A 22,566-nucleotide genomic window follows, 5' to 3' on the forward strand; every position below is an offset into this window, starting at 1 on the left:
GGAGGGCCATGCAGCTTCCGCGCCGCATCCGCCTTCTGCCCGTCCTCGCGCTTTTGGCGCTGCTTCTGCCCGCCAGCATGGCCATTGCGCAGAACGCTGCTCCTGCTCCACAGGCCGAGGCGCAGGGCCTGCCCCAATGGCAGCACACCTCGGTCAACGACTTCGCCCGCGTCCTGACGCCCGAGGACACCCGCGCCATCGACGAAGCCCTGATCCGCCTGCATGACGAAACCGGCGTCGAAGGCACGGTCGTCACCCTGCGCGACCGTCGCCAGTTCGGCGGAACGGATGGGCTCGAGCCCTTCGCGACCCGGCTTTTCAACACCTGGGGCGTGGGGGATGCACAGACGAACCTGGGCTTCATGCTGCTGGTGCTGACCGACAACCACGAAGCGCGGATCGAGCTTGGCAAGGGCTTCTCGACCGAGGCCGATATCCTTGCTCAGGACATCATGCGGAACACGGTCCTTCCCGCCTTCCGCGAAGACCGCATGTCACAGGGCATCCGCGACGGCACGATGGCCGCCATCGACCTGATCGCCCGCCCCGTCGCGGCAGGTCAGCCACTGGCGTCGCGCGCGTCGGGCGGCAATGCGCTTCTGGACAATGCCGTTCCGGTCGTGACCTTCGGCTTCATCGGGTTCGTGATCTTCATGATCATCCGCCGCGCGCTTGGCCGGAACCGCTGCCCGAAATGCGGCCATCGCGGTCTGGTCACCAGCAGCGCACCGGTGGAAACGCCGCTGCCTGACGGCGGCCATCTGGTCTCGCAGACCCATCAGACGCGCCGCTGCCCCGCCTGCGGCTGGCAGGATGAACGCCAGATCCCCAGCCCGCAGATCATGTATTACGGCCCGACCGGCGCCTATCTGCGCAGCGAACGCAACGGGGCCGCACGCGCGGGCCTGCGCGGCGGATCGTCCTCTGGCTTCGGCGGCGGCTCATCGTCGGGCGGCGGCGCCTCGGGGCGCTGGTAGCGAATTCGGCAGGTCCGCCTCTCGACGCTTGCGAGGTCCGCATTGCGCCGCTAGCGTCAGGACGGAACTCCCGCTCTGAAAGGCCTCCCATGACATTTCTGCGCTCAACCGCGATCTTGCTGGCACTGGCCAGCCCATCCTTTGCCGCCGATGCCGAGCTGACCGTCTTTGACTGGGCAGGCTTCGAAGAGCCGGTGATCTGGCAGAGCTATGTCGACAAATACGGCCAGCCGCCGACCTACGCTTTCTACGGCGACGATGATGAGGCCTATCAGAAACTCGCCTCGGGGTTCAAAGCCGACACCGCGCATCCCTGCTCGCAGATGGTGTCGAAATATCGTGACGCAGGCCTGATCGAGCCCTGGGACACCACGCGGATCCCGGCCTTCGACACGCTCGCCCCACAATTCCTCGATTCCGAGATCTTCAAGGACGACTCGGGCGTCTGGTACATCCCGACCGATTGGGGCGCGACCGCCATCGCCTATAACAAAGAGACAGTGCCGGAAGAGGACGTCGCGACGCTGAACGTCTTCACCAACCCCGCCTATCAGGGACGTATCTCGCTGCCGGATTCGGCCGATGACGTCTGGGCTCTGGCCTATCTCGCGACCGGGACGACCGACTGGACCGATGTCACGGACGAGCAGTTCCAGAAGGCCGCCGCCTGGCTGCGCGAGGCGCATCAGAACGTCGCCGCCTATTGGGCCGACCCGTCAGAGCAGGCGCAGCTCATGGCCTCGGGCGCGGTCGATGTCGCATGGTCCTGGAACGACGGCGTCGTCCTCTTGGAAAACGATGGCTTCCCGGTGGGCTTCCAGCGCGCACCGAAAGAGGGCTCGTCGACCTTCTTCTGCGGCTTCGTGAACCTGAAGAACGGCCCGGGCAGCGAAGACAAGCTCTATGACTTCATCAACGCCTGGCTCGCGCCCTCGGCGGCCAAGGGCCTTCTGGACACGATCGGCTATGGCCACACCTCAACGGTCGCCATGGACACCATCAAGGACGAGCCGGCGGTGAAAGAGGGCCTTTCCCCCATCGACGCCCCGATTCTGGCGCAGACCCCGAACGACCCCGGTCAGCGCGAGCGTCAGCTTGCGGAATTCGAGAAGATCAAGGCCGGCTTCTGATCCCTGCTATAGCGCGCTGAAACGCCCCGCCAGATCGCGGGGCGTCTTCATTTGATGCAAGCGCCGCATGGGTATTTTGACAACGGAGAAATGGCTGATGTCCCGAGCGATGGCAGGCATTTCTTCGTTGGATAAATACCCCTTGGGGTGAATTGCCTCTGAAAGAGGCAAGAGGGGAACGGCGTTCCCCTGTCTTGCGGATCATCGGAACTGTTTCTATATTGGGTTTGTTCGGGCTTGCCCGGGCTATGGACATAAACGCGCATGTAATAAGCGGATCGGACCCGGGGGCGGTACCCGGCGACTCCACCAACCATCCCTCGTTGGGGGCGAATGGGGTCGAAACAGGATCGACGAACGTCTAAAGATGTTTGCTTTGTCTCGGTGAGCTACCACCGTCATCGGTGCAAATTGTACAGTTGCCAACGACAACCGTGCTCCGGTCGCTCTGGCTGCGTAAGCAGCTCGGGTAACCGAAACTTAAGCCCTATCGCTTAGCCGCGTTAGGCGGGGCCCGCAGGAGCCTGGCAACAGAATCCTGCACTTTCCCCTCCTTACTCTCTGGCCATCATCGCTCTGCGCCCCTATTTCTTGGGGCATGCAGGAGTATGCGACGATGAATGACCTGACACAGACCGATGCCGATGCGCTGATCGCAAGGATTGGCGCGGATGCCCGTGCGGCCGCGCAAGTGCTGGCCGAGACGAGCGCCGAGCGCAAGCACGCCGCCTTGATCGGCGCTGCTGATGCCCTGAAGGCCGGTGAAGATGCGATCCTTGATGCCAATGCCGAGGATCTGGTCTTTGCCGAGGAAAAGGGTCTGGCGCCAGCGATGATCGACCGACTGAAGCTGGATCCCTCGCGCATTCGTGCGATGGCCGAGGGCCTACGCGCAGTGGCCGAGCAGCCCGATCCTGTCGGGCGCGTGCTGGCGGAATGGGACCGGCCCAATGGGCTGCATATCCAGCGCGTCGCCACCCCTTTGGGCGTCATCGGCGTCATCTATGAGAGCCGGCCCAACGTCACCGCCGATGCGGCGGCGCTGGCGCTGAAAGCCGGGAATGCGGTGATCCTGCGGGGGGGCTCGGAGAGCCTGAACTCGGCGCAGGCGATCCATGCCTGTCTCCTGCAGGGCCTGCGACAGGCCGGCCTGCCCGAGGCGGCCGTGCAGATGATCCCGACCCGCGACCGCTCGGCTGTGGGGGCCATGCTGCGTGCCCAGGGGCTGATCGACGTGATCGTGCCGCGCGGCGGCAAGGGTCTGGTCGGGCGCGTTCAGGCCGAGGCCCGCGTCCCGGTCTTTGCCCATCTGGAAGGGATCTGCCACGTCTTCGCCGATCGCGATGCCGATCTGGAGAAGGCCCGCCGGGTTGTGCTGAACGCCAAGACGCGGCGCACCGGGATCTGCGGCTCGGCCGAATGCCTGCTGATCGACTGGCAGTTCTACACGAAACACGGCCCGGTCCTGATCGAGGATCTGCTGGCCGCCGGAGTCGAGGTCCGGGCCGAGGGCGAGCTTGCCTCGATCCCCGGAACGGCGAAGGCGGAACCCGATGATTTCGGGCGCGAGTATCTGGACATGATCATCGCCGCAAAGCTGGTCGATGGCGTGGATGAGGCGATTGCGCATATCCGCAAATACGGCTCGGGCCATACCGAGGCGATCCTGACCGAGAATGACGCCACCGCCGATCTGTTCTTCAAGCGGCTGGACAGCGCGATCCTGATGCGCAACGCCTCGACCCAGTTCGCCGATGGCGGCGAGTTCGGGATGGGCGCCGAAATCGGCATCGCCACCGGCAAGATGCATGCGCGGGGTCCGGTCGGGGCCGAGCAGCTGACCAGCTTCAAATATCTGGTCACGGGTGACGGCACCGTCCGGTCTTGATCGAGCCGCGCCAGCTTTACGCAGACCGGCGCCACCGGATCCTGCATTGGCCCGCCCCTTCCGGCACAACGGGGCAACGCCTGCTGGTGACCTTTGAACATGGCCGGGACGGCATGCGCCGTTTCGGCCCCCCGACCTGGCCCAAGCTGGCCGGGCGCCACGATCTTGAGGTGATGGCCGTCCAGACAGCGCGGCGCGACTGGTATGTCTCGTATCGCAGCGGGGCGCTGGCCGAGGCTTTGTCGCAGCTGACCGAGGGCTACCGCGATGTCGTCCTGTCGGGCTTTTCGATGGGGGCCTATGCCGCGCTGCTATACTCACGCGCGGCGCATGCGCGGCGGGTGCTGGCGGTCTCGCCGCAATATTCCATCGACCCCGCCGTCGCGCCCTTCGACCCCATGCGGCACCGGAAGTTTCGGCTGATCGGGCGTCCGATGCCTCTGCCGCAAGAGATGGGCGATACGCAGGTGACGGGCCTGCTGATCTATGATCCTACCATTGCCCCTGATCGCCAGCATGCGGCCCTGATTGCCGCGCATTTTCCAAGGCTCAGCCCCTGCGCCCTGCCCTATGGCGGCCATCCCGCGACCGGGGCGCTGAATGATGCCGGGGCGGTCGGGACGGTGACGGGCATGGTGATCGAGGCCGCCATCGACGCGGGCGCCGTTCGCGCCCTGCATCGGAAGCTGCGCAGCCAGTCCGGGCGCTATCGGCTGCGGCTGACCATGGCGGCCTCGACCCGCCACCCGGCGCGTGCTGCCCCGGCACTGCGTCAGATCGTAGAGGACCCGCAGGCGGAGGCCGAGCAGCGGCTTGAAGCGGCGATCCAGATGATCGACCTGCAGCTCCCCGGTGCCTTCGACCTGCTGTCCCAGCTTCTGGAGGATGTGCCCGATCCGCCCCAACGCTGGATGGGTCGGATCACCCGGGCCATTGACCGCAACGGCGGGTTCTAGAAGGCCAGTTCGGCCCGGTTTTCCCCGACAGACCATGAAATCTCGCGACCATGATCGCGCGCGAATGCGGCGAGCAATGGGAAATGCACCTCGGCCGGGGGCGGCTCGGCCACGCTTGGCCCATGGGTGCCGTCGAGCCAGGCCCAAAGCACGGGCATCTGCCGGGTGCGGCTGGCCTCGGCCTGAAGCCGCCAGCCGGTGGCCGTTCGCGCGATCTGCACCTGCCCGCCCCAGGGCATGGCGGTTTCCACGCACATCAGCGCCAGCAGGATCATCCGCGCCTCGGTCCGTGGCAAATCGCCGGTGCAATCCAGCGTGATGCGCAGGCGTCCGCCGCGCTCAATCTCTCGGAAGAGGGCCGAAAGCTCGTTGCAGGCCAGCCGCTGATCGGCGGCGACATGACCAAAGGCCATGCGGAACCATTTGATACGAATGCGTGCCGCCTCGACACTTTCGGCGATCAGCTGCAGCTCGGGGCTTTTGGCCAGACCGGGAAACTGGTCAGAGATCTGCAACAGCTCCAGCCCGTTACCGATGGCCCCCAGGGGCGAGACGATGTCGTGGCAAAGCCGCGATCCGATCAGGGCCGCCAGTTGCGCCGCTTCCAGTCGGCCTGCTTCCGGCGCAAGTTCGGTTGAATGAGCATTCATCGAAAGTTAGCCTGTCTTTGACGCAGGAAAGGATCCCGCATGAACGAGATTTTGGAACCGGGGATGCTGGTGCGCCATCCGACCATGCCCGAATGGGGCGTGGGACAGGTCCAGTCGCGGATCGGAGACCGGATCACGGTCAATTTCACCAATGCTGGCAAGCAGGTTCTGGATGGTCGGCATGTCAGCCTTGTCCTGGTAAGCATGGACACATGACGGCGTGTCTTGCTGACTGTTCTATACAACCATTGCGTGTGTCAATCGCCAATAAATCGCATTCAGGTGTGACGCTCTGGCCGGTTGCAATGTCGTGCGTGCACGCCTAGACACGCGGTTAAAGTCAACGACGCATGGTTGCGAACCCGATAATGACCCCCGACACGTCGTATTTCGAAGTCAGGATCGCCACCGCGCCGTCCGACCTTCTGTCCGCGCAGCGGCTGCGCTATCGCGTCTTTGTCGAGGAGCTGGGCGGTGACGGTGCGCTGGTCGATCACGAAAACCGGTTCGAACGCGATGAGTTTGACGACGTCGTCGACCACCTGATCCTGATCGACAAGCGACGCTCGGTCGAAAGCCTCGATCATGTGGTGGGCGTCTATCGCCTGCTGCCGGGCGACCGCGCGAAGGAATTCGGCCGCTTCTATTGCGACAGCGAATATGATCTGGCGCCGCTGCGCAACACCGGCCGCTCGGTGCTGGAGCTGGGCCGGTCCTGCGTCGATCCGGCCTATCGCGGCGGTTCGGGCATGTTCCTGCTGTGGAGCGGGCTGGCCGAATATGTGCTGCGCAATGACATCGACCTGCTGTTCGGCGTGGCCTCGTTCCATGGCACCGATGCGCAAGCGCTGGCGCAGCCGCTGTCATGGCTGCATCACCACCATCTGGCCCCCGAGGGTCTGCGCGCCACCGCCCTGCCCGAGGGCTTCCAGCGGATGGACCTGATCCCGGCCGAGGATCTGGACCGGCGCGAGGCGATGAAGCAGATGCCCGCGCTGATCAAGGCCTATCTACGGCTGGGCGGCTCGATCGGCCATGGCGCCTATCTGGACCATGCGTTCAACACGACCGATGTGTTCCTGCTGGTCGATACCAAGGCCATGTCGCAGAAGCACCGCGACTTCTATTCGGCCCGCAACAGCACCGCATGACCGAAAGCCCGCGCACCATCTGGTGGGAAACCGAGCCGGAGATGGCGTTGCCGAAACCTGGCCCTCTTGGCTGGGCGCTGGTCGTCCTGCGCGGCCTGCCGATTGCCCTGACGCTGCTGATCGGCGTGCTCTGCATCCTGCCGATGCGCTGGATCGAGCAGCTCTTCGCCGGCCCCCGCCGCCCGGTGACGGGTCCCTGGGTGCAGGGCGTGTGCCGGCTGTGCCTGATCTTCATGGGCATCCGCTGGCGCTGCATCGGCAAGCCCCTAAAGGGCCCGGGCGCGGTCGTCGCCAATCACTCCAGCTGGCTTGACATCTTCGTGCTGAATGCCGCGATGCCGGTGTTCTTCGTCTCGAAGGCCGAGGTCTCGACCTGGCCCGGCATCAACATCCTGACACGCGTGACCGACACGCATTTCGTCACCCGCGACCCGAAGCTCGCCCGCGCCCAAGCCGAGGAATTCGCCGAGCGCACCCGCGCGGGCCACCGCCTGCTGTTCTTCCCCGAAGGCACCAGCAGCGACGGCCGCCGCTTGCTGCCGTTCAAGGCGACGCTGTTTCAGGGCTTTCTCGACCCTGCCCTGCCCTCGGGTCTGGCGGTCCAGCCGATTGCTGCCGTCTATCACGCCCCCAAGGGAGAGGACGCGCGCTTTTATGGCTGGTGGGGCCGCATGGACCTTGGACCGCATCTGCTGGCCGTGCTGTCGCGCGCCCGTCAGGGCAGCGTGACGGTGCATCTGCTGCCGCCGATCCCGGTCGAGGGGGAAAGCCGCAAGACGCTTTCCGCCAAGGCCGAGACCGCCATTGAAAAGGCCTGGCACCGGGGGTGACAGGCCTTTCGCTTCTGCGGATGGTGTTCAGCGATCAGAGCGGCCAGAACAGCGGGATCGTCAGGCAGGCGACGATGCCGCAGATGATGTCCAGCGGCACGCCCACCCGGACGAAATCGCTGAACTTATAGCCGCCGGGGCCGTAGACCATCATATGCGTCTGATAGCCGATGGGCGTCGCGAAGGCGACCGTGGCCGAGAACATGACGGCGACCACATAGGGCCGCGGGTCATGCTCCAGCGAGCGGGCCAACGCGATGGCGATGGGCGTCAGCAGGACGGCGACGGCGTTGTTCGACAGCACCTCAGTCATCACGAGGCCCAGGAAATAGACCGCGATCAGCGTGACAAAGGGCGGCAGGCCCTTCAGCCAGGGCGCGATCTGTTCGACGATCAGCTGGACCGTGCCGGTATGCTCCAGCGCCTCGCCCACGGCCAGCATGGCAAAGATCATCGCCAGCAAGCGTCCGTCGACAAAGGAAAACGCCTCTTCGGCATCGACGCAGCGGGTGATGAGGATGACGGCCGAGGCCACGAAGGCCAGCGCCATGATCGGCGCGACATCCAGCGCGGCCAGCGTCACGACCGACAGAAGGGCGGCAACAGCGATGGGCGCGCGGCTGCGGCGGAAGGGCCGGGCCGAGGGGCGCGAGACGTCCACCAGCTCCATATCGGCGGCAAGACGCGCGATGTCTTCGGGCGCGCCCTCCAGCAGCAGCGTGTCGCCCACGCGCACGACCAGATCGTCCAGCTGGCGGCCGATGTTCTGGCTGCGGCGATGGGCGGCCAGCACATAGACGCCATAGCGGCGGCGCAGGCGCATGTCACCCAGACGTCGGCCGATCAGATGCGCACCGGGCGAGATCAGTACCTCGACCGTATCGGTGGCGACCGAGCTGAGCTTGTCGACCATCTGGAAGTTCTTGTTGGCCTGCATCTCCAGCAGGTCCGGCATTTCCGAGCGCAGAACGACCCGGTCGCCCGGCTCCAGCACGACCTCGGCCAGATTGCGGCGCAGCGAGGCGTCGCCGCGCAGCACGTCGATCACCCGCACCGAGTCACGCTTGAAGATCGGCGCGGTCAGCACCTCTTGCCCGACAAGGCTGCTGTCTTCGGGAATGGCGACCTCGGTGAAATATTTCATCTCGCGCCGGTTGCCCAGAAAACCCGCGAGCGAGGTGCGGTCGGGCAGAAGCTTCCAGCCGAACAGCACGAAATAGGCGATGCCCGCCAGCGTGATCGCGATGCCGACCGGGGCAATCTCGAAGATGGTGAAGGGCTTGAGCCCCTGTTCGCGCGCCACGCCATCGACCAGCAGGTTCGTCGAGGTGCCGATCAGGGTGATCATGCCCCCCAGAATGGTCATATAGCTGAGCGGGATCAGCAGTTTCGAGGGCGCGATATTGGCCTTCAGCCCGACCTGAATGACGATCGGGATCATCACGGCGACGACGGGCGTGTTGTTCATCACCGTTGCGGCGACGATCACGAAGGCGAAGGTCAGGCCGACGGTGCGCAGCGGATGATCGGCGGCATCGCGGGTCACGAAGCGCGACATGATCTCCAGCGCGCCGGTGCGCTGCAACGCGCCCATCAGCAGGAACATGAAAGCGATGGTCCACGGCGCCGCGTTCGACAGCACCCCCACCGCGTCTTTCACCGGCAGCAAACCCAGCACCATCATCGTCGCAGCCGAGCCGATGGCCACGACTTCCGGAGGGTGACGTTCGCGGATGAACTGGACGAATGTGATCGTCAGGATGACCAGCATCGCAATGGCAGCGTTGGTGCCGGTCAGTTCAAAGCCAAGCATGATCTTCCCGCTCAAGCGACCCGTTCACGGGCCAGACTGGCAGGTCTTAGGGTGTTTTATCTCTACCCCGCAAGTCGTGTAGAAGATTTATCCTGCCGGATGTGTCTGCTGAAGGCGTCCGCCGTCGCGCACCGGCTCGACCGAACGGGCCATTCCGGTGCGGTCATCGGTCACCACCAGAACGCCGCAGAGCGTGGCCTCGCCCTCGGCGGGGGTGAAGCGGTCGCGGCTCATCCCGGTCAGGAAACGGCGCATGGGTTCAGCCTTTTCCATGCCGATGACGCTGTCATAATCGCCGCACATCCCGGCATCGGACAGATAGCCCGTGCCGCGCGGCAGGACCTGCGCATCGGCGGTCGGCACATGGGTATGCGTGCCGACCACAAGGCTGGCGCGACCGTCGCAATAATGCCCCACCGCCATTTTTTCGCTGGTGGCCTCGGCATGAATATCGACCACCGCCGCCTGCACCAGCCCGCCCGGAGGATGCGCGCGCAGCACCGAATCGATGGCCGAGAAGGGATCGTCGAAGGGCCGCTTCATGAAAACCTGCCCCAGGATCTGCGCGACCAGCACCTTGCGGCCCTGCGTGGCCTCAAAGACGCGCGCGCCCCGGCCCGGCGCTTCACGCGCGAAATTCAGCGGGCGGATGATGCGGGGTTCGGATTCGATATAGGACAGCATGTCCTTCTGGTCGAAGGCGTGATCGCCCAGCGTGATGCAATCGGCCCCCGCCTCCAGCAGCACCTGGGCATGACCGCCGGTCAGCCCCATGCCGCCGCTGGCATTTTCGCCGTTCACAATGGTGAAATCCGCCTTGAGACGGGCTTTCAGCCCGGCCAGCCGTTCGGTAATCGCCCGCCGTCCGGCACGGCCCATCACATCGCCAAGATAGAGAATACGCATCCCGAAGCGTTATGTGAAAGGCGCGCGCCGCTCAAGTCCCCCATTCAGCCGATCCACACGCCGATCAGCGCCGCCCCGAGTGCGATGGCCGCACCCGTCAGCAGCGAGGCCGGGTCCAGCCGCCGCTTGCGGGGCTGGGGCGCGGCATCCTCGCCCCGCAGAAGCGCGGGCATGCGGCGCTCCAGAAACTCGGGGATGAGGGGGGCGAAGCGGGCATAGACGCCCGCCGTGCGCACCAGATCCCGCGCCATGGCGCGCGGCCCGATGCTGTCACGGATATAGCTTTCGACCACCGGCCGGGCGACCTGCCACATGTTGATCTGCGGATCGAGCGAGCGGGCGACGCCCTCGACCACGACCATGGTGCGCTGCAACAGGATCAGCTCGGTCCGCGTGGCCATGCCGAAACGCTCGGTCACCTCGAAAAGATAGGCCAGCAGGTTGGCCATCGAGATGCGGCTCGCATCCGCGCCGAAGATCGGTTCACCCACGGCGCGCAGCGCGCGGGCAAATTCGTTCATGTCGCGGTCGCGGGGCACATAGCCCGCCTCGAAATGGACGCGGGCGACGCGCTCGTAGTCGCGCTGGATGAAGCCCATCAGGATCTCGGCATAGACGCGACGGGTGTATTCGTCGATTTCACCCATGATGCCGAAATCATAGATGATGATATCGCCATTCTCGGCGACCTTCAGGTTCCCCTGATGCATGTCGGCGTGGAAGAACCCGTCACGCAACGCATGGCTCAGGAACAGCTGCAGGATGCGCTGGCCCAGTGCCTCGGTGTCATGGCCCGCAGCCTTCAGCGCCTCGACATCGCCCAGAGGCAGCCCCTCGGCCCAGTCGCAGGTCAACACCCGGCGCGCGCCCAGATGCCAATGTGGCTTCGGCACGCGCATGCCCTCGTCGCTCTTGGTGTTCTCGGCGAATTTCGAGGCCGATGCCGCCTCCAGCCGCAGATCCAGCTCTCCGTTCACCACCGATTCGAAATGCAGCACGACGTCGCGCGGGCGCAGGCGGCGGCTGGAGGGCGAGATCGTCTCGATCATCGAGGCGGCGAAGTGGAAGGCGTCGATGTCCTGACTGAAGGCACGCTCGATCCCCGGACGCAGCACCTTCACGGCGACCTCTTGCCCGTTGTCGATGCGGCGCGCGCGGTGGACCTGCGCGATCGAGGCGGCGGCCACGGCCTCGGAAAATTCGTCGAATGTCGCCTCGACGGGCTGGTGCAGCTCATCGGCAATGATCTGGCGCGCGGTCGCCAGCGGGAAGGGCGGCAGGCGGTCCTGCAGCATGGTCAACTGGTTCGCAAGCTCGACCCCCACCACATCCGGGCGGGTCGAAAGGATCTGCCCGAACTTGATATAGGCCGGTCCAAGCGCGGTGATCGCGCGCGTCACCGGCGGCAGCGAGGGATCGCCGCGATAGCCCAGCCAGGCAAAGGGCCAGCCCAGCACGCGCGCGGCCAGACGGACCCGAGCAGGCGCATTGACGGCGTCCAGCGCGACGCTCATGGCGCCTGTCCGCTCGAACGTGGCTCCGGTGCGGATCAACCGCCAGATATTATGAGGGCCCCGCATCGCTTACAGCTTCCAGCCCGAATGCAGCGCGGCAATGCCCATGGACAGGTTGCGCCATTGCACGCGGCCGAAGCCCGCATCACGGATCATGTCGCAGAACGTCTCCTGATCGGGGAATTTGCGGATCGATTCGACCAGATACTGATAGCTGTCGCGATCCCCGGCCACGACCTGCCCCATCGCCGGGATGACGTTGAAGGAATAGCGGTCATAAAGCCATTGCATCATCGGGACGGGAAGCTGGCTGAACTCCAGCACCACCAGCCGCCCGCCGGGACGCAGCACGCGGTAAGCCTCGGCCAGCGCATCGGGGATGCGGGTCACGTTGCGGATGCCGAAGCTGATCGTGTAGCGGTCAAAGCTGTTATCGGGAAAGGGCAGCGCCATGGCGTCGCCGGTGACCCAGGACAGACGGTCGGGACGGTCCTGCGCCTCGGCGCGCTTGCGGCCCTCGACCAGCATCGACTCGGTCATGTCGCAGACGGTGACGCGGGCCCCCGGTGCGCGCTCAAGAAAGCGGAAGGCAATGTCGCCCGTGCCGCCCGCGACGTCCAGAAGGTGCTGACCGTCGCGCGGCGCCAGCCAGTCCATCAGCGCGGTCTTCCACAGCCGGTGGATGCCCACGCTCATCACGTCGTTCATCACATCGTAACGCGAGGCCACGCTGGAAAACACGCCATGGACCAGCCCGGCCTTGTCCTCTTCGGCGACAGTCTTGAACCCGAAGTGGGTTTCCTTGCGCTCGTTTGCGGTCATGCTGCTTGCCCATTCCTTGTTTCGCGCCCAGTTAAGACAAAAGCGCGCCGCGCACCATGCGACGATTGGGAAGAAAATGCCAGAACTGCCAGAAGTGGAAACCGTCCGCGCCGGGCTTGCGCCGCATCTTGAGGGCCGCATCATCGCCCGGGCCGAGGCGCGCAGGCCCGATCTGCGCTGGCCGCTGCCGCCGGACCTTGTGCAGGTGATGACGGGCGCGCGTGTCACCGGGCTGCGCAGGCGGTCGAAATACATCCTGATCGACCTGCAGGACCGGGGCAGCGTGCTTCTGCATCTGGGCATGTCGGGCCGGATGGTGATCGAGGGCGCGGCCATGGGCGATTTCCACCGCGACCCGGCGATTCTGCCGCGCCACGATCATGTGGTGTTCCAGACCGATCTGGGCACCACGATCATCTTCAACGATGCCCGCCGCTTCGGCATGGTCGACCTGATCCCGCCCGGGGTCGAGACGCATCCGCTGCTGGCGCATCTGGGCCCCGAGCCGCTGTCGGCGGATTTTACCCCCGAGGTTCTGGCGCAGGCCTTCGAGGCCCGCAAAAGCCCGGTCAAGACCGCACTCTTGGACCAGAAGAACGTCGCGGGGCTGGGCAATATCTATGTCTCCGAGGCGCTCTACCGCGCCGGGATCGACCCGCGCCGGGCGGCGGGGCGCATCTCTCGGACCAGAATCGCGGCGCTGGTCGGGCATATCCGCGACGTGCTGGATGAGGCGATTGCAGCGGGCGGGTCCAGCCTGCGCGACCACCGCCAGGCCACGGGAGAGCTGGGCTATTTCCAGCACAGCTTCCGCGTCTATGACCGCGAAGGCGCGCCCTGCCCCACCCCCGGCTGCACGGGGCACATCCACCGCATCGTGCAATCGGGACGCTCCAGCTATTACTGCCCGGTCTGCCAGCGTTAAGCGCGGCGCTGGATTACAGCTCACGGTCCTGTTAGGAGTCGCCGCTGACGAATTCTTTCAAAGGCGATGCGACGATGGCTTACCAGACACTGAACATCGAGATTGACGACTATGTGGCGCTGATCCGGCTGAACCGGCCCGAGGCCCTGAACGCGCTGAACTCGCAGCTCTTGTCCGAACTGTCGGACGCCCTGCAAGAGGCCGACAAGAACGAGCGCGTGCGCTGCATCGTCCTGACCGGCAGCGAAAAAGCCTTCGCGGCGGGCGCGGATATCAAGGAAATGGCCGACAAGACCGGGGTCGAGGCCTATATGGACGACCTCTTCGGCGACCAGATCGACCGCATCACCGCCACCCGCAAGCCGATCATCGCCGCTGTCGCGGGCTATGCGCTTGGCGGTGGCTGCGAGCTGGCGATGGCCTGTGATTTCATCATCTGTGCCGATAACGCGAAATTCGGCCAGCCCGAGGTCAACCTGGGCGTCATCGCCGGCATCGGCGGCACGCAGCGCCTGACCCGCGCCATCGGCAAGTCGAAGTCGATGGACATGCACCTGACCGGCCGCTTCATGGAGGCCGCCGAGGCCGAGCGCGCGGGCCTCGTCTCGCGCGTGGTGCCTGCGGCGAAGCTGATCCCCGAGGTCATGGCCGTCGCCCGCAAGATCGCCGAGAAATCGCAGATCGCCATCCTGACCGCCAAGGAATGCGTCAACCGCAGCTTCGAGACGACCCTGCGCGAAGGCATCCTGTTCGAGCGCCGCGTCTTCCAGGGCCTGTTTGCCACCGAGGACCAGAAGGAAGGCATGCATGCATTCCTGGAAAAGCGCGAGCCGCAGTTCCGCGACCGGTGATTCCCTCTTGGCTTGAGCCCGGCCTGTCTATATAGAGCCGGGCTTACATGCGCGTGGGCCCGCTTAAGGCAAGAATCATGACCGTCCTTCCGGGGACGGGACTGTGGGGCTTTGCGTAACATTGATACGATAGAAAGAAAGCACCCATGGCCAATACGCCCCAGTCGCAAAAGCGCGCCCGTCAGATCGAGCGCCGTACCGCCGTCAACAAAGCCCGCCGTTCGCGCATCCGTACCTTCCTGCGCAAGGTCGAAGAAGCGATCGCCAGCGGCAATGCCGACGCCGCCCGTGACGCCCTGCAGGCTGCCCAGCCCGAACTGATGCGCGGCGTGACCAAAGGCATCGTTCACAAGAACACCGCCTCGCGCAAGATCTCGCGTCTGGCATCGCGCGTCAAAGCGCTGTCGACCGTCTGAGCGACTGCGACAATTCCGCAACTTTCGGTTGCAATCAGTTAGGGTGTGCCTGTACCGGGCACACCCTTTTGCATTTCATGCAGCCTGAATAAATTTCTGTTTTCTAAAGATTTTTTTGACGTCGGCGATTTAACGCAACGTCATCAGATTCGATCTGCCAAATGGACTGTCAAGCGAGAAGATCGGTTGCCGCTCGCATGCGGTTCTTGATAGCTTGGCCCTTGCGATTCATTTCGCACCTGGGGGACATCGCCCGGACGATCGAACTGCCATCGACGCCCGGGCCGCGAAGGGTCATCCGTGACCTGCCGCCGCGAAACATGCAGGCCGACTGCCATCGGCCCACGTTGTTTCATGTCTGGATCATCTCTGGCCGCAGGACGGCCCGTCGTCACCGCTTCATAAGGCGGGGGATGGGCACCTGTTTCCTTCGATGTTTCCCCGGTGAGGGATGTCTGGCCTCTCGCCACCCGATGGGGCGGGAGAAGGGGATAGAAAGACACGGAATTGGGCGACATGGACAAGATCTGGGGGCAGGCACGTGAGGAACTTCTGCGAATCGTGGGGGCTGACAGCTTCGCAACCTGGATCGAACCGCTGCGCCTGAGCGCGATCGAGGACGGCACCGCCCAGATCGCCTGCCCGACCCGCTTCCTGTCGGACTGGGTGTCGCGTCATTACAGCAATGACATCCTGACCGTGTTCGAACAGATGGGCAGCCAGGTCCAGCGCCTGCAGTTCGAGACCCGTGCGCCCTCGCCCCCGCGCCGGGCTGCTGCCGCAGCGCCCGCCCCACGCCCGTCGGTCAAGACGCCCGCCATGGCGCGTGCCTCGACCCGCGCGACCGAGGATGAGATGTCCTCGCCGCTCGACAGCCGCTTCACCTTCGAGAATTTCGTCGTCGGCAAGCCGAACGAGCTGGCCCATGCCGCCGCCCGCCGCGTGGCCGAAGGCGGCCCGGTGACCTTCAATCCGCTGTTTCTTTACGGCGGCGTTGGTCTCGGCAAGACGCACCTGATGCACGCCATCGCGCGCGAGATCCAGCAGCGCCAGCCCGAAGCCCGCGTGCTCTATCTTTCGGCCGAGCAGTTCATGTACCGTTTCGTGCAAGCGCTGCGGGATCGCACTGTAATGGATTTCAAAGAGCTTTTCCGCACCGTCAGCGTGCTGATGGTCGATGACGTCCAGTTCATCGCGGGCAAGGATTCGACGCAGGAAGAATTCTTCCACACCTTCAACACGCTGGTCGATCAGGGCAAGCAGATCGTCATCTCGGCCGACCGGGCCCCGGGTGAGATCAAGGACCTCGAGGAGCGCATCCGCTCGCGCCTGCAATGCGGGCTGGTGGTCGACCTGCACCCGACCGATTACGAGCTGCGCCTTGGCATCCTGCAATCGAAGGCAGAGGCGTTCCGCGCCCAGCATCAGGACCTGCAGATCGCGCCCGGCGTGATCGAATTCCTCGCCCATCGCATCACCTCGAACGTCCGCGTTCTGGAAGGCGCGCTCCAGCGGCTTTTTGCCTTTGCCAGCCTGATGGGCCGCGCGATCACGCTGGACATGACGCAGGAATGTCTGGCCGACATCCTGCGCGCCAGCGACCGCAAGGTCTCGATCGAAGAAATCCAGCGCAAAGTCGCCGAGCATTACAACATCCGTCTGGCCGACATGATCGGGCCCAAGCGGGTGCGCACCGTGGCCCGTCCGCGCCAGATCGCCATGTATCTGGCCAAGCAGCTGACCTCGCGTTCCCTCCCCGAGATTGGCCGCCGTTTCGGGGGCCGAGATCACACCACCATCATGCACGGCGTGAAGAAGATCGAGGAATTGCGCTCGGCCGACCGCAGCCTTGCCGAGGACATCGACCTGCTTCGTCGGTTGCTGGAAACCTGATCTGCTTGACCACGGGGGCAAATTTACCGAAATTGCCCTGCACCGCGCCGCGTTTCCCCGGCCCGCGAGACGTACAGAGGACCGAACATGAAATTTTCGATCGAGCGTGCCGATCTGGTAAAAGCCGTTTCCCAGGCACAGTCCGTCGTTGAGCGGCGCAACACGATTCCGATTCTGTCCAACGTGCTGATCGAAGCCACGCCCGAGGGCATCAGCTTCCGCGCGACCGACCTCGACACCGAGATCGTCGACCGCGCCCATGCCCAGGTCGAACGCCCCGGCGCGACCACCGTCTCGGCCAGCATGCTCAACGACATCTCGCGCAAACTGCCCGATGGTGCGCTGGTGCAGATCAGCCTCGACGCCGCCTCGGGCCGCCTGTCGGTTCAGGCCGGGCGGTCGAACTTCAGCCTTGCGACGCTGCCGCGCGAGGACTTCCCGGTCATGTCGACCAGCGAATATACGGCGAATTTCTCGGCGCCTGCGACCGTACTGCGCCGGCTGTTCGACAAGGCAAAATTCGCCATCTCGAACGAGGAAACCCGCTATTACCTGAACGGCGTCTATATGCATGTGACGTCGAATGAGGATGGCCCGACGCTGCGTTGCGTGGCGACCGACGGTCATCGTCTGGCCCGCATCGACGCCGCCCTGCCCGAAGGCGCGGCCGACATGCCCGGCGTCATCGTGCCGCGCAAGACCGTGACCGAGCTGCGCAAGCTGCTCGACGATGATGAGGCGCAGATCGCCGTTTCGGTCAGCGAGACCAAGGTGCGCTTTGCCACCCCCACGCTGACCCTGACTTCGAAGGTCATCGACGGCACCTTCCCCGATTACAGCCGGGTGATTCCCTCGGGCAACACCCGCAAGCTCGAGGTGGACGCGGGCGATTTCGCCAAGGCCGTCGACCGGGTTGCGACTGTCAGCAGCGAACGCTCGCGCGCGGTCAAGCTGGCGCTGGATGAGGACCGGCTGGTCCTTTCGGTCAACGCCCCCGATGCCGGTGCCGCCGAGGAAGAGCTCTCGGTCGCCTATGCCGATGAGCCGCTGGAAATCGGCTTCAACGCCAAATATCTGCACGAAATTGCCGGTCAGATCGACCGCGAGAATGCCGTTTTCCTCTTCAACGGCTCGGGCGACGCGGCGCTGATTCGCGAAGGCGGCGACAATTCCGCCGTCTATGTCGTCATGCCGATGCGCGTGTGACGCTTTCCCACCTGCACCTGACCCAGTTTCGCAGCTGGGCCAGGCTGGAACTGGACCCCGACACGCGCCCGCTGGCGATCTACGGCCCGAATGGCGCGGGCAAGACCAATATTCTCGAAGCGATCTCGATGCTTGCCCCCGGTCGCGGCATGCGTGGCGCGGCGCCCGGCGATCAGGCGCGGCGGGGCCCGGATGTAGGCTGGCGGATCGCCGCAACCATCGGCGACCACCCGCTGGAGATCCGTGCCCAGCCGGGCCAACCGCGCGAAGTCACGATTGACGACAAACCCGCACCGCAGATCGCACTTGGCCGTCTGGTCCGGGTGATCTGGCTGACCCCGGCGATGGACCGCCTCTGGACCGATACGCCGGAAACTCGCCGCCGCTTTCTCGACCGCATCACGCTCAGCTTTGCGCCGGGACATGCCGAGGACGCGCTGGCCTATGAAAAGGCCATGCGCGAACGCAACCGCCTCCTCAAGGATCAGATCAGCGACCGGGGCTGGTATCAGGCGCTCGAGACGCAGATGGCGACGGCAGGTGCGGCCCTGACCCGCAACCGTCTCGACGCCCTCGCCCGCCTCATTGATGCCCAAGAGGGCGCGGCGACCAGCTTCCCCGCCGCCCGGCTTCAACTTCTGCCGGGCGAAGGCTTCGCCGATGACCCGGACGCGCAAGCCATCGCCGACCGTCTCGCTCAGGGCCGCAGCCGCGACATGGCCGCCGGACGCAGCCTCACCGGCCCGCATCGCGCCGACCTTGGCGCCAGCTGGGGCCCCGCCGACATGCCCGCCGCCCTCTCCTCGACCGGAGAGCAGAAGGCGCTCCTCCTCTCGCTCATCCTCGCCAATGCCCGCGCGCTGACGGGCGAACGCACGATTCTGCTTCTCGATGAGGTCGCGGCCCATCTCGACGCCGACCGCCGCGCCGCCCTTTATGCCGAAATCACCGCCCTTCCGGCGCAATCCTTCCTGACCGGAACCGGCTCTGACCTCTTCGAAGACCTCGGCCCCTCGGCCCAAAGGCTCGCCGTCAGCCGCGAAGGCACGACCTCCACCGCTTCTCTGTTGTAAAAATACCCAAAACCCGGCGACGCCAGCCCCCACCCCGCATCTTGTCCCCGCCCCCGGTTTCACGGCAGGGTGACCGCAAGGAAAGGGCCCTCACCCATGGAATGGAGCGGCGAAGCCAGCGTCATCGGCCAACGCAAACATGGCGAGAATGCCGTGATCCTCACCGTGCTTGCGCGGGACGCCGGGCTGATCTCGGGCATGGTCCCGGGCGGGGCCAGTTCGAAACGCGCGGCACTCCTGCAACCCGGCAACCGGCTGGCGCTACGCTGGCGGTCCCGGATCGAGGGCCAGCTCGGCACCTTCACCATCGAGCCTGCCCGCGCTCGCCCGGGCCTTCTGGGCGATGGCGATGCGCTGGCGGGCGTGAATGCTGTCACCACTCTTCTGCGCTTTGCCTTGCCCGAACACGACCCGCACCCGCGCCTGACCGACCAGACCGAGCGGCTTCTCGACCTCATGGACGAAGGCCCCGGCTGGGCACAGGACTATCTCGCGTGGGAGATGCTGCTTCTCGATGAAATGGGCTTCGGCCTCGACCTGAAAACCTGCGCGGTGACCGGCACGCGCGCGGGTCTCGCCTATGTCAGCCCGCGCAGCGGTCGCGCGGTCAGCGCGGCAGCGGCCGGAGATTGGGCCCCTCGCCTCTTGCCCTTGCCCGCCCTGCTGGGCGGAGTTGGAAATGGCGGCTATGAGGACGCCTTCGCCCTCACCGGCCATTTCCTGCAGCAGCGCCTGGCCGAATCGCATGCCGCCCGACCGCTTCCCGCCGCAAGGGCGCGGCTGGTCGCGCGGCTTATTGCGCGGGAAGATCGCTGACCCGCTGCCAGGTCATGGTCACGCCCGGCCCACGCATCACCAGCCGGTCGCCCGTGGTGCTGGCCTCACGCACCGCAGCCAGAGCCGTCAGGAACCGCCCCTCGCCGCCCTCGATGATGCAGGCCCGTCGCGTCGTCGCCAACGCGGCATAGTCAAGCGTGGGCAGCGCCGCGCGGTTCGCGCCCGAGAACATATTGCAAGGCCCCTGCCCGCTGATCGCGCCATTGATCTCGATCCTGGCGGTGGCCGTCCCGGTCAGTGTCTCGCCGTCGATGTCCACCAACCGGTAGGAACCGGGGATCGCGTTCGAATTCTCAGACAGCACGCTGCAGGCGCTCAGCGCCACCAGACTTGCCGCGATCAGCAGCTGTTTCATCGCCAGGGCTCTCCATCTGAATGCCATGAAAAACGCCGCCCCGAGGGGCGGCGTTCCTGAAGTCGCAATCACGCTTGGGTCATCGCGCAGGGCTTATTTGCGATAGCCCGGCTCGAAGGTCAGGTAATCGACGGGGCCGGTGATGGTCAGCACGCTGCCCAGATATTTGATGCCATCGGCTTCCTGCAGACGCTGGAAGTAACGCGACTCAAGCGCGCCAGCGGTCCCGCTGCAGGACTGGCCCGAGGTCGTCAGACCCTCGACCTTGAAGCCCGGAGGGGTGCCGGTCTGGTTCGCGGCATAGCTGTTGCACGGACCTTGACCCGACAGCTTCAGGCCGTCGATCTGGATGCCGACGTTGCGCTGCGGCACGGTGTCCTGGCCGATGCCGACCAGCACATAGGGACCAGTCGGGATCACGCTGCCGGGCTCGGCAGGCGCAGTCGGCTCGCAGGCCGCAAGCACAAGCGTCGCGGCCAGCGCGGCGGGAATCGTCAGAAGGCGGGTCATGGGCAGCTCCATAGATAGAATTGCGTGCATAATGCCAAGCCAACCCGCCTTGTTCCAGCGCTCAGGGCGATTTTATGGTGTCAGCCCAGCAACCTGCGCGAAATAACTTGCGCCTGTATCTCTGCTGCACCCTCAAAGATGTTCAAAATGCGCGCATCGCACAGAACACGGCTGATCGTGTACTCCAGCGCGAATCCATTGCCGCCATGAATCTGCAGCGCATTGTCGGCCGAGGACCAGGCCACGCGCGCGCCCAGAAGCTTCGCCATCCCGGCTTCCAGGTCGCAACGGCGCCCCTCATCCTTTTCCCAGGCGCTGAAATAGGTCAGCTGGCGGGCGATCATGATCTCGACGGCCATCATCGCCAGCTTGTCGGCAACGCGCGGGAATTCGGCCAGAGACTTGCCGAACTGCTTGCGATCCTCGGCATAGCGCAGCCCGATCTCCAGCGCCGACTGCGCGACGCCAATGGCGCGGGCCGCGGTCTGGATACGGGCCGATTCGAAGGTCTGCATCAGCTGCTTGAAGCCCTGCCCCGGCTCACCGCCCAGAAGGTTCTCGCCCTTGACCTTGAAGCCGTCAAAGCCAAGCTCGTATTCCTTCATGCCGCGATAGCCCAGAACCTCGATCTCGCCGCCGGTCATGCCGGGGGTCGGGAAGGGCTCTTCATCGGTGCCGGGCGTCTTGTCGGCGATGAACATGGAAAGACCGCGATAATCGGTCGTGTTCGGGTCGGTCCGCGCCAGCAGGGTCATGATATGCGTGCGCGCGGCATGGGTGATCCAGGTCTTGTTGCCCGTCACTTCCCAATCGTCGCCCACCTTGACCGCGCGGGTGCGCAGGCTGCCCAGATCCGAGCCGGTGTTGGGTTCGGTAAAGACCGCCGTCGGCAGGATCTCACCCGAGGCAAGCTTCGGCAGCCATTGCGCCTTCTGCTCATCCGTGCCGCCGCCGATGATCAGCTCGGCCGCGATTTCCGAGCGCGTGCCCAGCGAGCCCACGCCGATATAGCCGCGCGACAGTTCCTCGGACACGACGACCATGCTGGCCTTGGTCAGACCCAGCCCGCCGAATTCCTCTGGGATGGTCAGGCCGAAGACGCCCAGCTCGGCCAGCTCCTGAATGATCTCCATCGGGATCAGCTCGTCCTTCAGGTGCCATTCATGCGCGTTCGGGATCACCCGCTCGTCGGCATAGCGGCGGAACTGGTCGCGGATCATCTCCAGATCCTCGTCGAGCCCGGTTGCCCCGAAGGTCGCGCGCCCGTGGTTGTCGCGCATCAATGCGACCAGCTCGGCCCGCGCCGCGATGGTGTTGCCCCCCATCAGCGAAACGGCCTCATCCCCCGGCTGCCAGCCGATGCCGAAATCCGACAGGCGGGCAAACTCGGTCTGGCTCATCGGGATGCCGCCGGCGATCTGCGTCAGATATTCGCCAAGGCCGATCTGCAGGATCAGCGCCTCGATCCGGCCCAGCTGGCCCGCATCCGACAGACGCCCGGCCCAGGCGGTCAGCTGGCGTAGCGATTCGACGTAAGTGGCCAGCCAAGACAGCGCATGTGCAGCATGCTGATGCACCTCCAGCAGCTCGGCATCGACCTTGCCCTGCGGGGCGACGGTTTTGCGCAGAACTTCAGTCGCTTGCTCTTGCAGGGCCTCGATTTCCGGCAAGGCAGCGCGGGCCGAGGCAAGCAGGGCGGCGGGCGTATCAGCGGGCATTACGTTCATGTCCTTCATGCGGAGTTCCTTTGCGGCGTTGCAGCATGAATAGCCACTCGGATATGGCAGCGCAACTATCATGCGCATTTCTACGACTTTTCGTACGAATATGTCGAAGCCTTCCGGACCTCTGCCCACGGCTGGC

General features: G+C 65.1%; 22 protein-coding genes and 1 other RNA gene. 15 read left to right on the forward strand and 8 right to left on the reverse strand.

Annotation, left to right across the window (positions count from 1 at the left end; all coding sequences use genetic code 11):
* Positions 1-8: 8 nt before the first annotated feature.
* The 5 genes from IQ24_RS04030 to IQ24_RS04050 all read left to right on the forward strand — a co-directional run bounded on the left by IQ24_RS04030 (position 9) and on the right by IQ24_RS04050 (position 4,951).
* Positions 9-977: a TPM domain-containing protein gene (locus tag IQ24_RS04030; protein WP_242007901.1), complete on the forward strand. Its 969-nt coding sequence runs from the start codon at positions 9-11 to the stop codon at positions 975-977.
* Between the two features lie 89 nt (positions 978-1,066).
* Entirely contained in the window at positions 1,067-2,107 is a 1,041-nt protein-coding gene (locus IQ24_RS04035; RefSeq protein WP_145396470.1) for an ABC transporter substrate-binding protein, read from the forward strand.
* A 190-nt stretch (positions 2,108-2,297) separates the two neighbouring features.
* Positions 2,298-2,652: a transfer-messenger RNA gene (gene ssrA, locus IQ24_RS04040) on the forward strand.
* A gap of 71 nt (positions 2,653-2,723) precedes the next feature.
* Positions 2,724-3,995 (forward strand): glutamate-5-semialdehyde dehydrogenase, encoded by a 1,272-nt coding sequence (locus IQ24_RS04045; protein ID WP_145396472.1) that lies wholly within the window; start codon positions 2,724-2,726, stop codon positions 3,993-3,995.
* Entirely contained in the window at positions 3,992-4,951 is a 960-nt protein-coding gene (locus IQ24_RS04050) for a hypothetical protein (RefSeq protein ID WP_145396473.1), read from the forward strand. The genes IQ24_RS04045 and IQ24_RS04050 overlap by 4 nt, the downstream gene beginning before the upstream one ends.
* Here the strand turns inward: IQ24_RS04050 and IQ24_RS04055 are convergent.
* On the reverse strand, positions 4,948-5,601 hold the full coding sequence (locus IQ24_RS04055; RefSeq protein WP_145396475.1) for a histidine phosphotransferase family protein: 654 nt from the start codon (positions 5,599-5,601) through the stop codon (positions 4,948-4,950). The two genes, IQ24_RS04050 and IQ24_RS04055, sit on opposite strands and share 4 nt — an antisense overlap.
* Positions 5,602-5,640: 39 nt before the next feature.
* Between IQ24_RS04055 and IQ24_RS04060 the strand changes: the two genes are divergently transcribed.
* The 3 genes from IQ24_RS04060 (at position 5,641) to olsA (ending at position 7,582) form a co-directional block, all read left to right on the forward strand.
* On the forward strand, positions 5,641-5,817 hold the full coding sequence (locus tag IQ24_RS04060; RefSeq protein WP_145396477.1) for a DUF3553 domain-containing protein: 177 nt from the start codon (positions 5,641-5,643) through the stop codon (positions 5,815-5,817).
* Between the two features lie 152 nt (positions 5,818-5,969).
* Complete coding sequence (gene olsB / locus IQ24_RS04065; protein WP_145396478.1) at positions 5,970-6,752, forward strand: L-ornithine N(alpha)-acyltransferase; 783 nt, start codon at positions 5,970-5,972, stop codon at positions 6,750-6,752.
* Positions 6,749-7,582 (forward strand): lyso-ornithine lipid O-acyltransferase, encoded by an 834-nt coding sequence (olsA, locus tag IQ24_RS04070; protein WP_145396480.1) that lies wholly within the window; start codon positions 6,749-6,751, stop codon positions 7,580-7,582. Before olsB ends, olsA begins: the two co-directional genes overlap by 4 nt.
* 34 nt (positions 7,583-7,616) lie before the next feature.
* Here the strand turns inward: olsA and IQ24_RS04075 are convergent, their stop codons facing one another.
* From IQ24_RS04075 to ubiE, 4 genes are all read right to left on the reverse strand, one after another.
* Positions 7,617-9,395: an SLC13 family permease gene (locus IQ24_RS04075; RefSeq protein ID WP_145396482.1), complete on the reverse strand. Its 1,779-nt coding sequence runs from the start codon at positions 9,393-9,395 to the stop codon at positions 7,617-7,619.
* Positions 9,396-9,482: 87 nt separating this feature from the next.
* A complete protein-coding gene (locus IQ24_RS04080; RefSeq protein ID WP_145396483.1) occupies positions 9,483-10,301 on the reverse strand; it encodes a TIGR00282 family metallophosphoesterase in 819 nt (272 codons plus the stop codon).
* 44 nt (positions 10,302-10,345) lie between these two features.
* On the reverse strand, positions 10,346-11,881 hold the full coding sequence (ubiB, locus tag IQ24_RS04085; protein ID WP_145396485.1) for a 2-polyprenylphenol 6-hydroxylase: 1,536 nt from the start codon (positions 11,879-11,881) through the stop codon (positions 10,346-10,348).
* A gap of 3 nt (positions 11,882-11,884) precedes the next feature.
* Positions 11,885-12,637 carry a bifunctional demethylmenaquinone methyltransferase/2-methoxy-6-polyprenyl-1,4-benzoquinol methylase UbiE gene (gene ubiE, locus IQ24_RS04090; protein ID WP_145396487.1) on the reverse strand — a complete coding sequence of 251 codons (753 nt, stop codon included), beginning with the start codon at positions 12,635-12,637 and terminating at the stop codon, positions 11,885-11,887.
* A 76-nt stretch (positions 12,638-12,713) separates the two neighbouring features.
* On the opposite strand from ubiE, the gene mutM reads away from it, so the two are divergent.
* The 7 genes from mutM (at position 12,714) to recO (ending at position 19,817) form a co-directional block, all read left to right on the forward strand.
* Positions 12,714-13,562 carry a bifunctional DNA-formamidopyrimidine glycosylase/DNA-(apurinic or apyrimidinic site) lyase gene (gene mutM, locus IQ24_RS04095; protein WP_145396489.1) on the forward strand — a complete coding sequence of 283 codons (849 nt, stop codon included), beginning with the start codon at positions 12,714-12,716 and terminating at the stop codon, positions 13,560-13,562.
* A gap of 74 nt (positions 13,563-13,636) precedes the next feature.
* On the forward strand, positions 13,637-14,413 hold the full coding sequence (locus IQ24_RS04100; RefSeq protein ID WP_145396491.1) for an enoyl-CoA hydratase: 777 nt from the start codon (positions 13,637-13,639) through the stop codon (positions 14,411-14,413).
* 146 nt (positions 14,414-14,559) lie between these two features.
* The gene (gene rpsT, locus IQ24_RS04105; protein WP_145396493.1) at positions 14,560-14,829 is read left to right on the forward strand and encodes a 30S ribosomal protein S20; all 270 of its coding nucleotides are present in this window, start codon (positions 14,560-14,562) and stop codon (positions 14,827-14,829) included.
* Positions 14,830-15,345: 516 nt separating this feature from the next.
* Positions 15,346-16,722, forward strand: coding sequence for a chromosomal replication initiator protein DnaA (dnaA, locus tag IQ24_RS04110; protein ID WP_145396495.1), 1,377 nt, complete (start codon positions 15,346-15,348; stop codon positions 16,720-16,722).
* An 87-nt stretch (positions 16,723-16,809) separates the two neighbouring features.
* On the forward strand, positions 16,810-17,928 hold the full coding sequence (gene dnaN, locus IQ24_RS04115) for a DNA polymerase III subunit beta (protein WP_145396496.1): 1,119 nt from the start codon (positions 16,810-16,812) through the stop codon (positions 17,926-17,928).
* Positions 17,925-19,001 (forward strand): DNA replication/repair protein RecF, encoded by a 1,077-nt coding sequence (gene recF, locus IQ24_RS04120; protein WP_145396499.1) that lies wholly within the window; start codon positions 17,925-17,927, stop codon positions 18,999-19,001. The genes dnaN and recF overlap by 4 nt, the downstream gene beginning before the upstream one ends.
* A gap of 96 nt (positions 19,002-19,097) precedes the next feature.
* Positions 19,098-19,817 carry a DNA repair protein RecO gene (recO, locus tag IQ24_RS04125; RefSeq protein WP_145396501.1) on the forward strand — a complete coding sequence of 240 codons (720 nt, stop codon included), beginning with the start codon at positions 19,098-19,100 and terminating at the stop codon, positions 19,815-19,817.
* Here the strand turns inward: recO and IQ24_RS04130 are convergent.
* The 3 genes from IQ24_RS04130 to IQ24_RS04140 all read right to left on the reverse strand — a co-directional run bounded on the left by IQ24_RS04130 (position 19,795) and on the right by IQ24_RS04140 (position 22,439).
* Positions 19,795-20,193: an META domain-containing protein gene (locus IQ24_RS04130; RefSeq protein WP_145396503.1), complete on the reverse strand. Its 399-nt coding sequence runs from the start codon at positions 20,191-20,193 to the stop codon at positions 19,795-19,797. The two genes, recO and IQ24_RS04130, sit on opposite strands and share 23 nt — an antisense overlap.
* A 93-nt stretch (positions 20,194-20,286) precedes the next feature.
* Positions 20,287-20,703, reverse strand: a complete 417-nt coding sequence (locus tag IQ24_RS04135) for an META domain-containing protein (RefSeq protein WP_145396505.1) — start codon at positions 20,701-20,703, stop codon at positions 20,287-20,289.
* 80 nt (positions 20,704-20,783) lie between these two features.
* The gene (locus IQ24_RS04140; RefSeq protein ID WP_145396507.1) at positions 20,784-22,439 is read right to left on the reverse strand and encodes an acyl-CoA dehydrogenase family protein; all 1,656 of its coding nucleotides are present in this window, start codon (positions 22,437-22,439) and stop codon (positions 20,784-20,786) included.
* Positions 22,440-22,566 lie beyond the last annotated feature (127 nt).

The sequence above is a fragment of the Paracoccus sulfuroxidans genome, from assembly GCF_007830335.1.
Classification (GTDB): Bacteria; Pseudomonadota; Alphaproteobacteria; order Rhodobacterales; family Rhodobacteraceae; genus Paracoccus; species Paracoccus sulfuroxidans.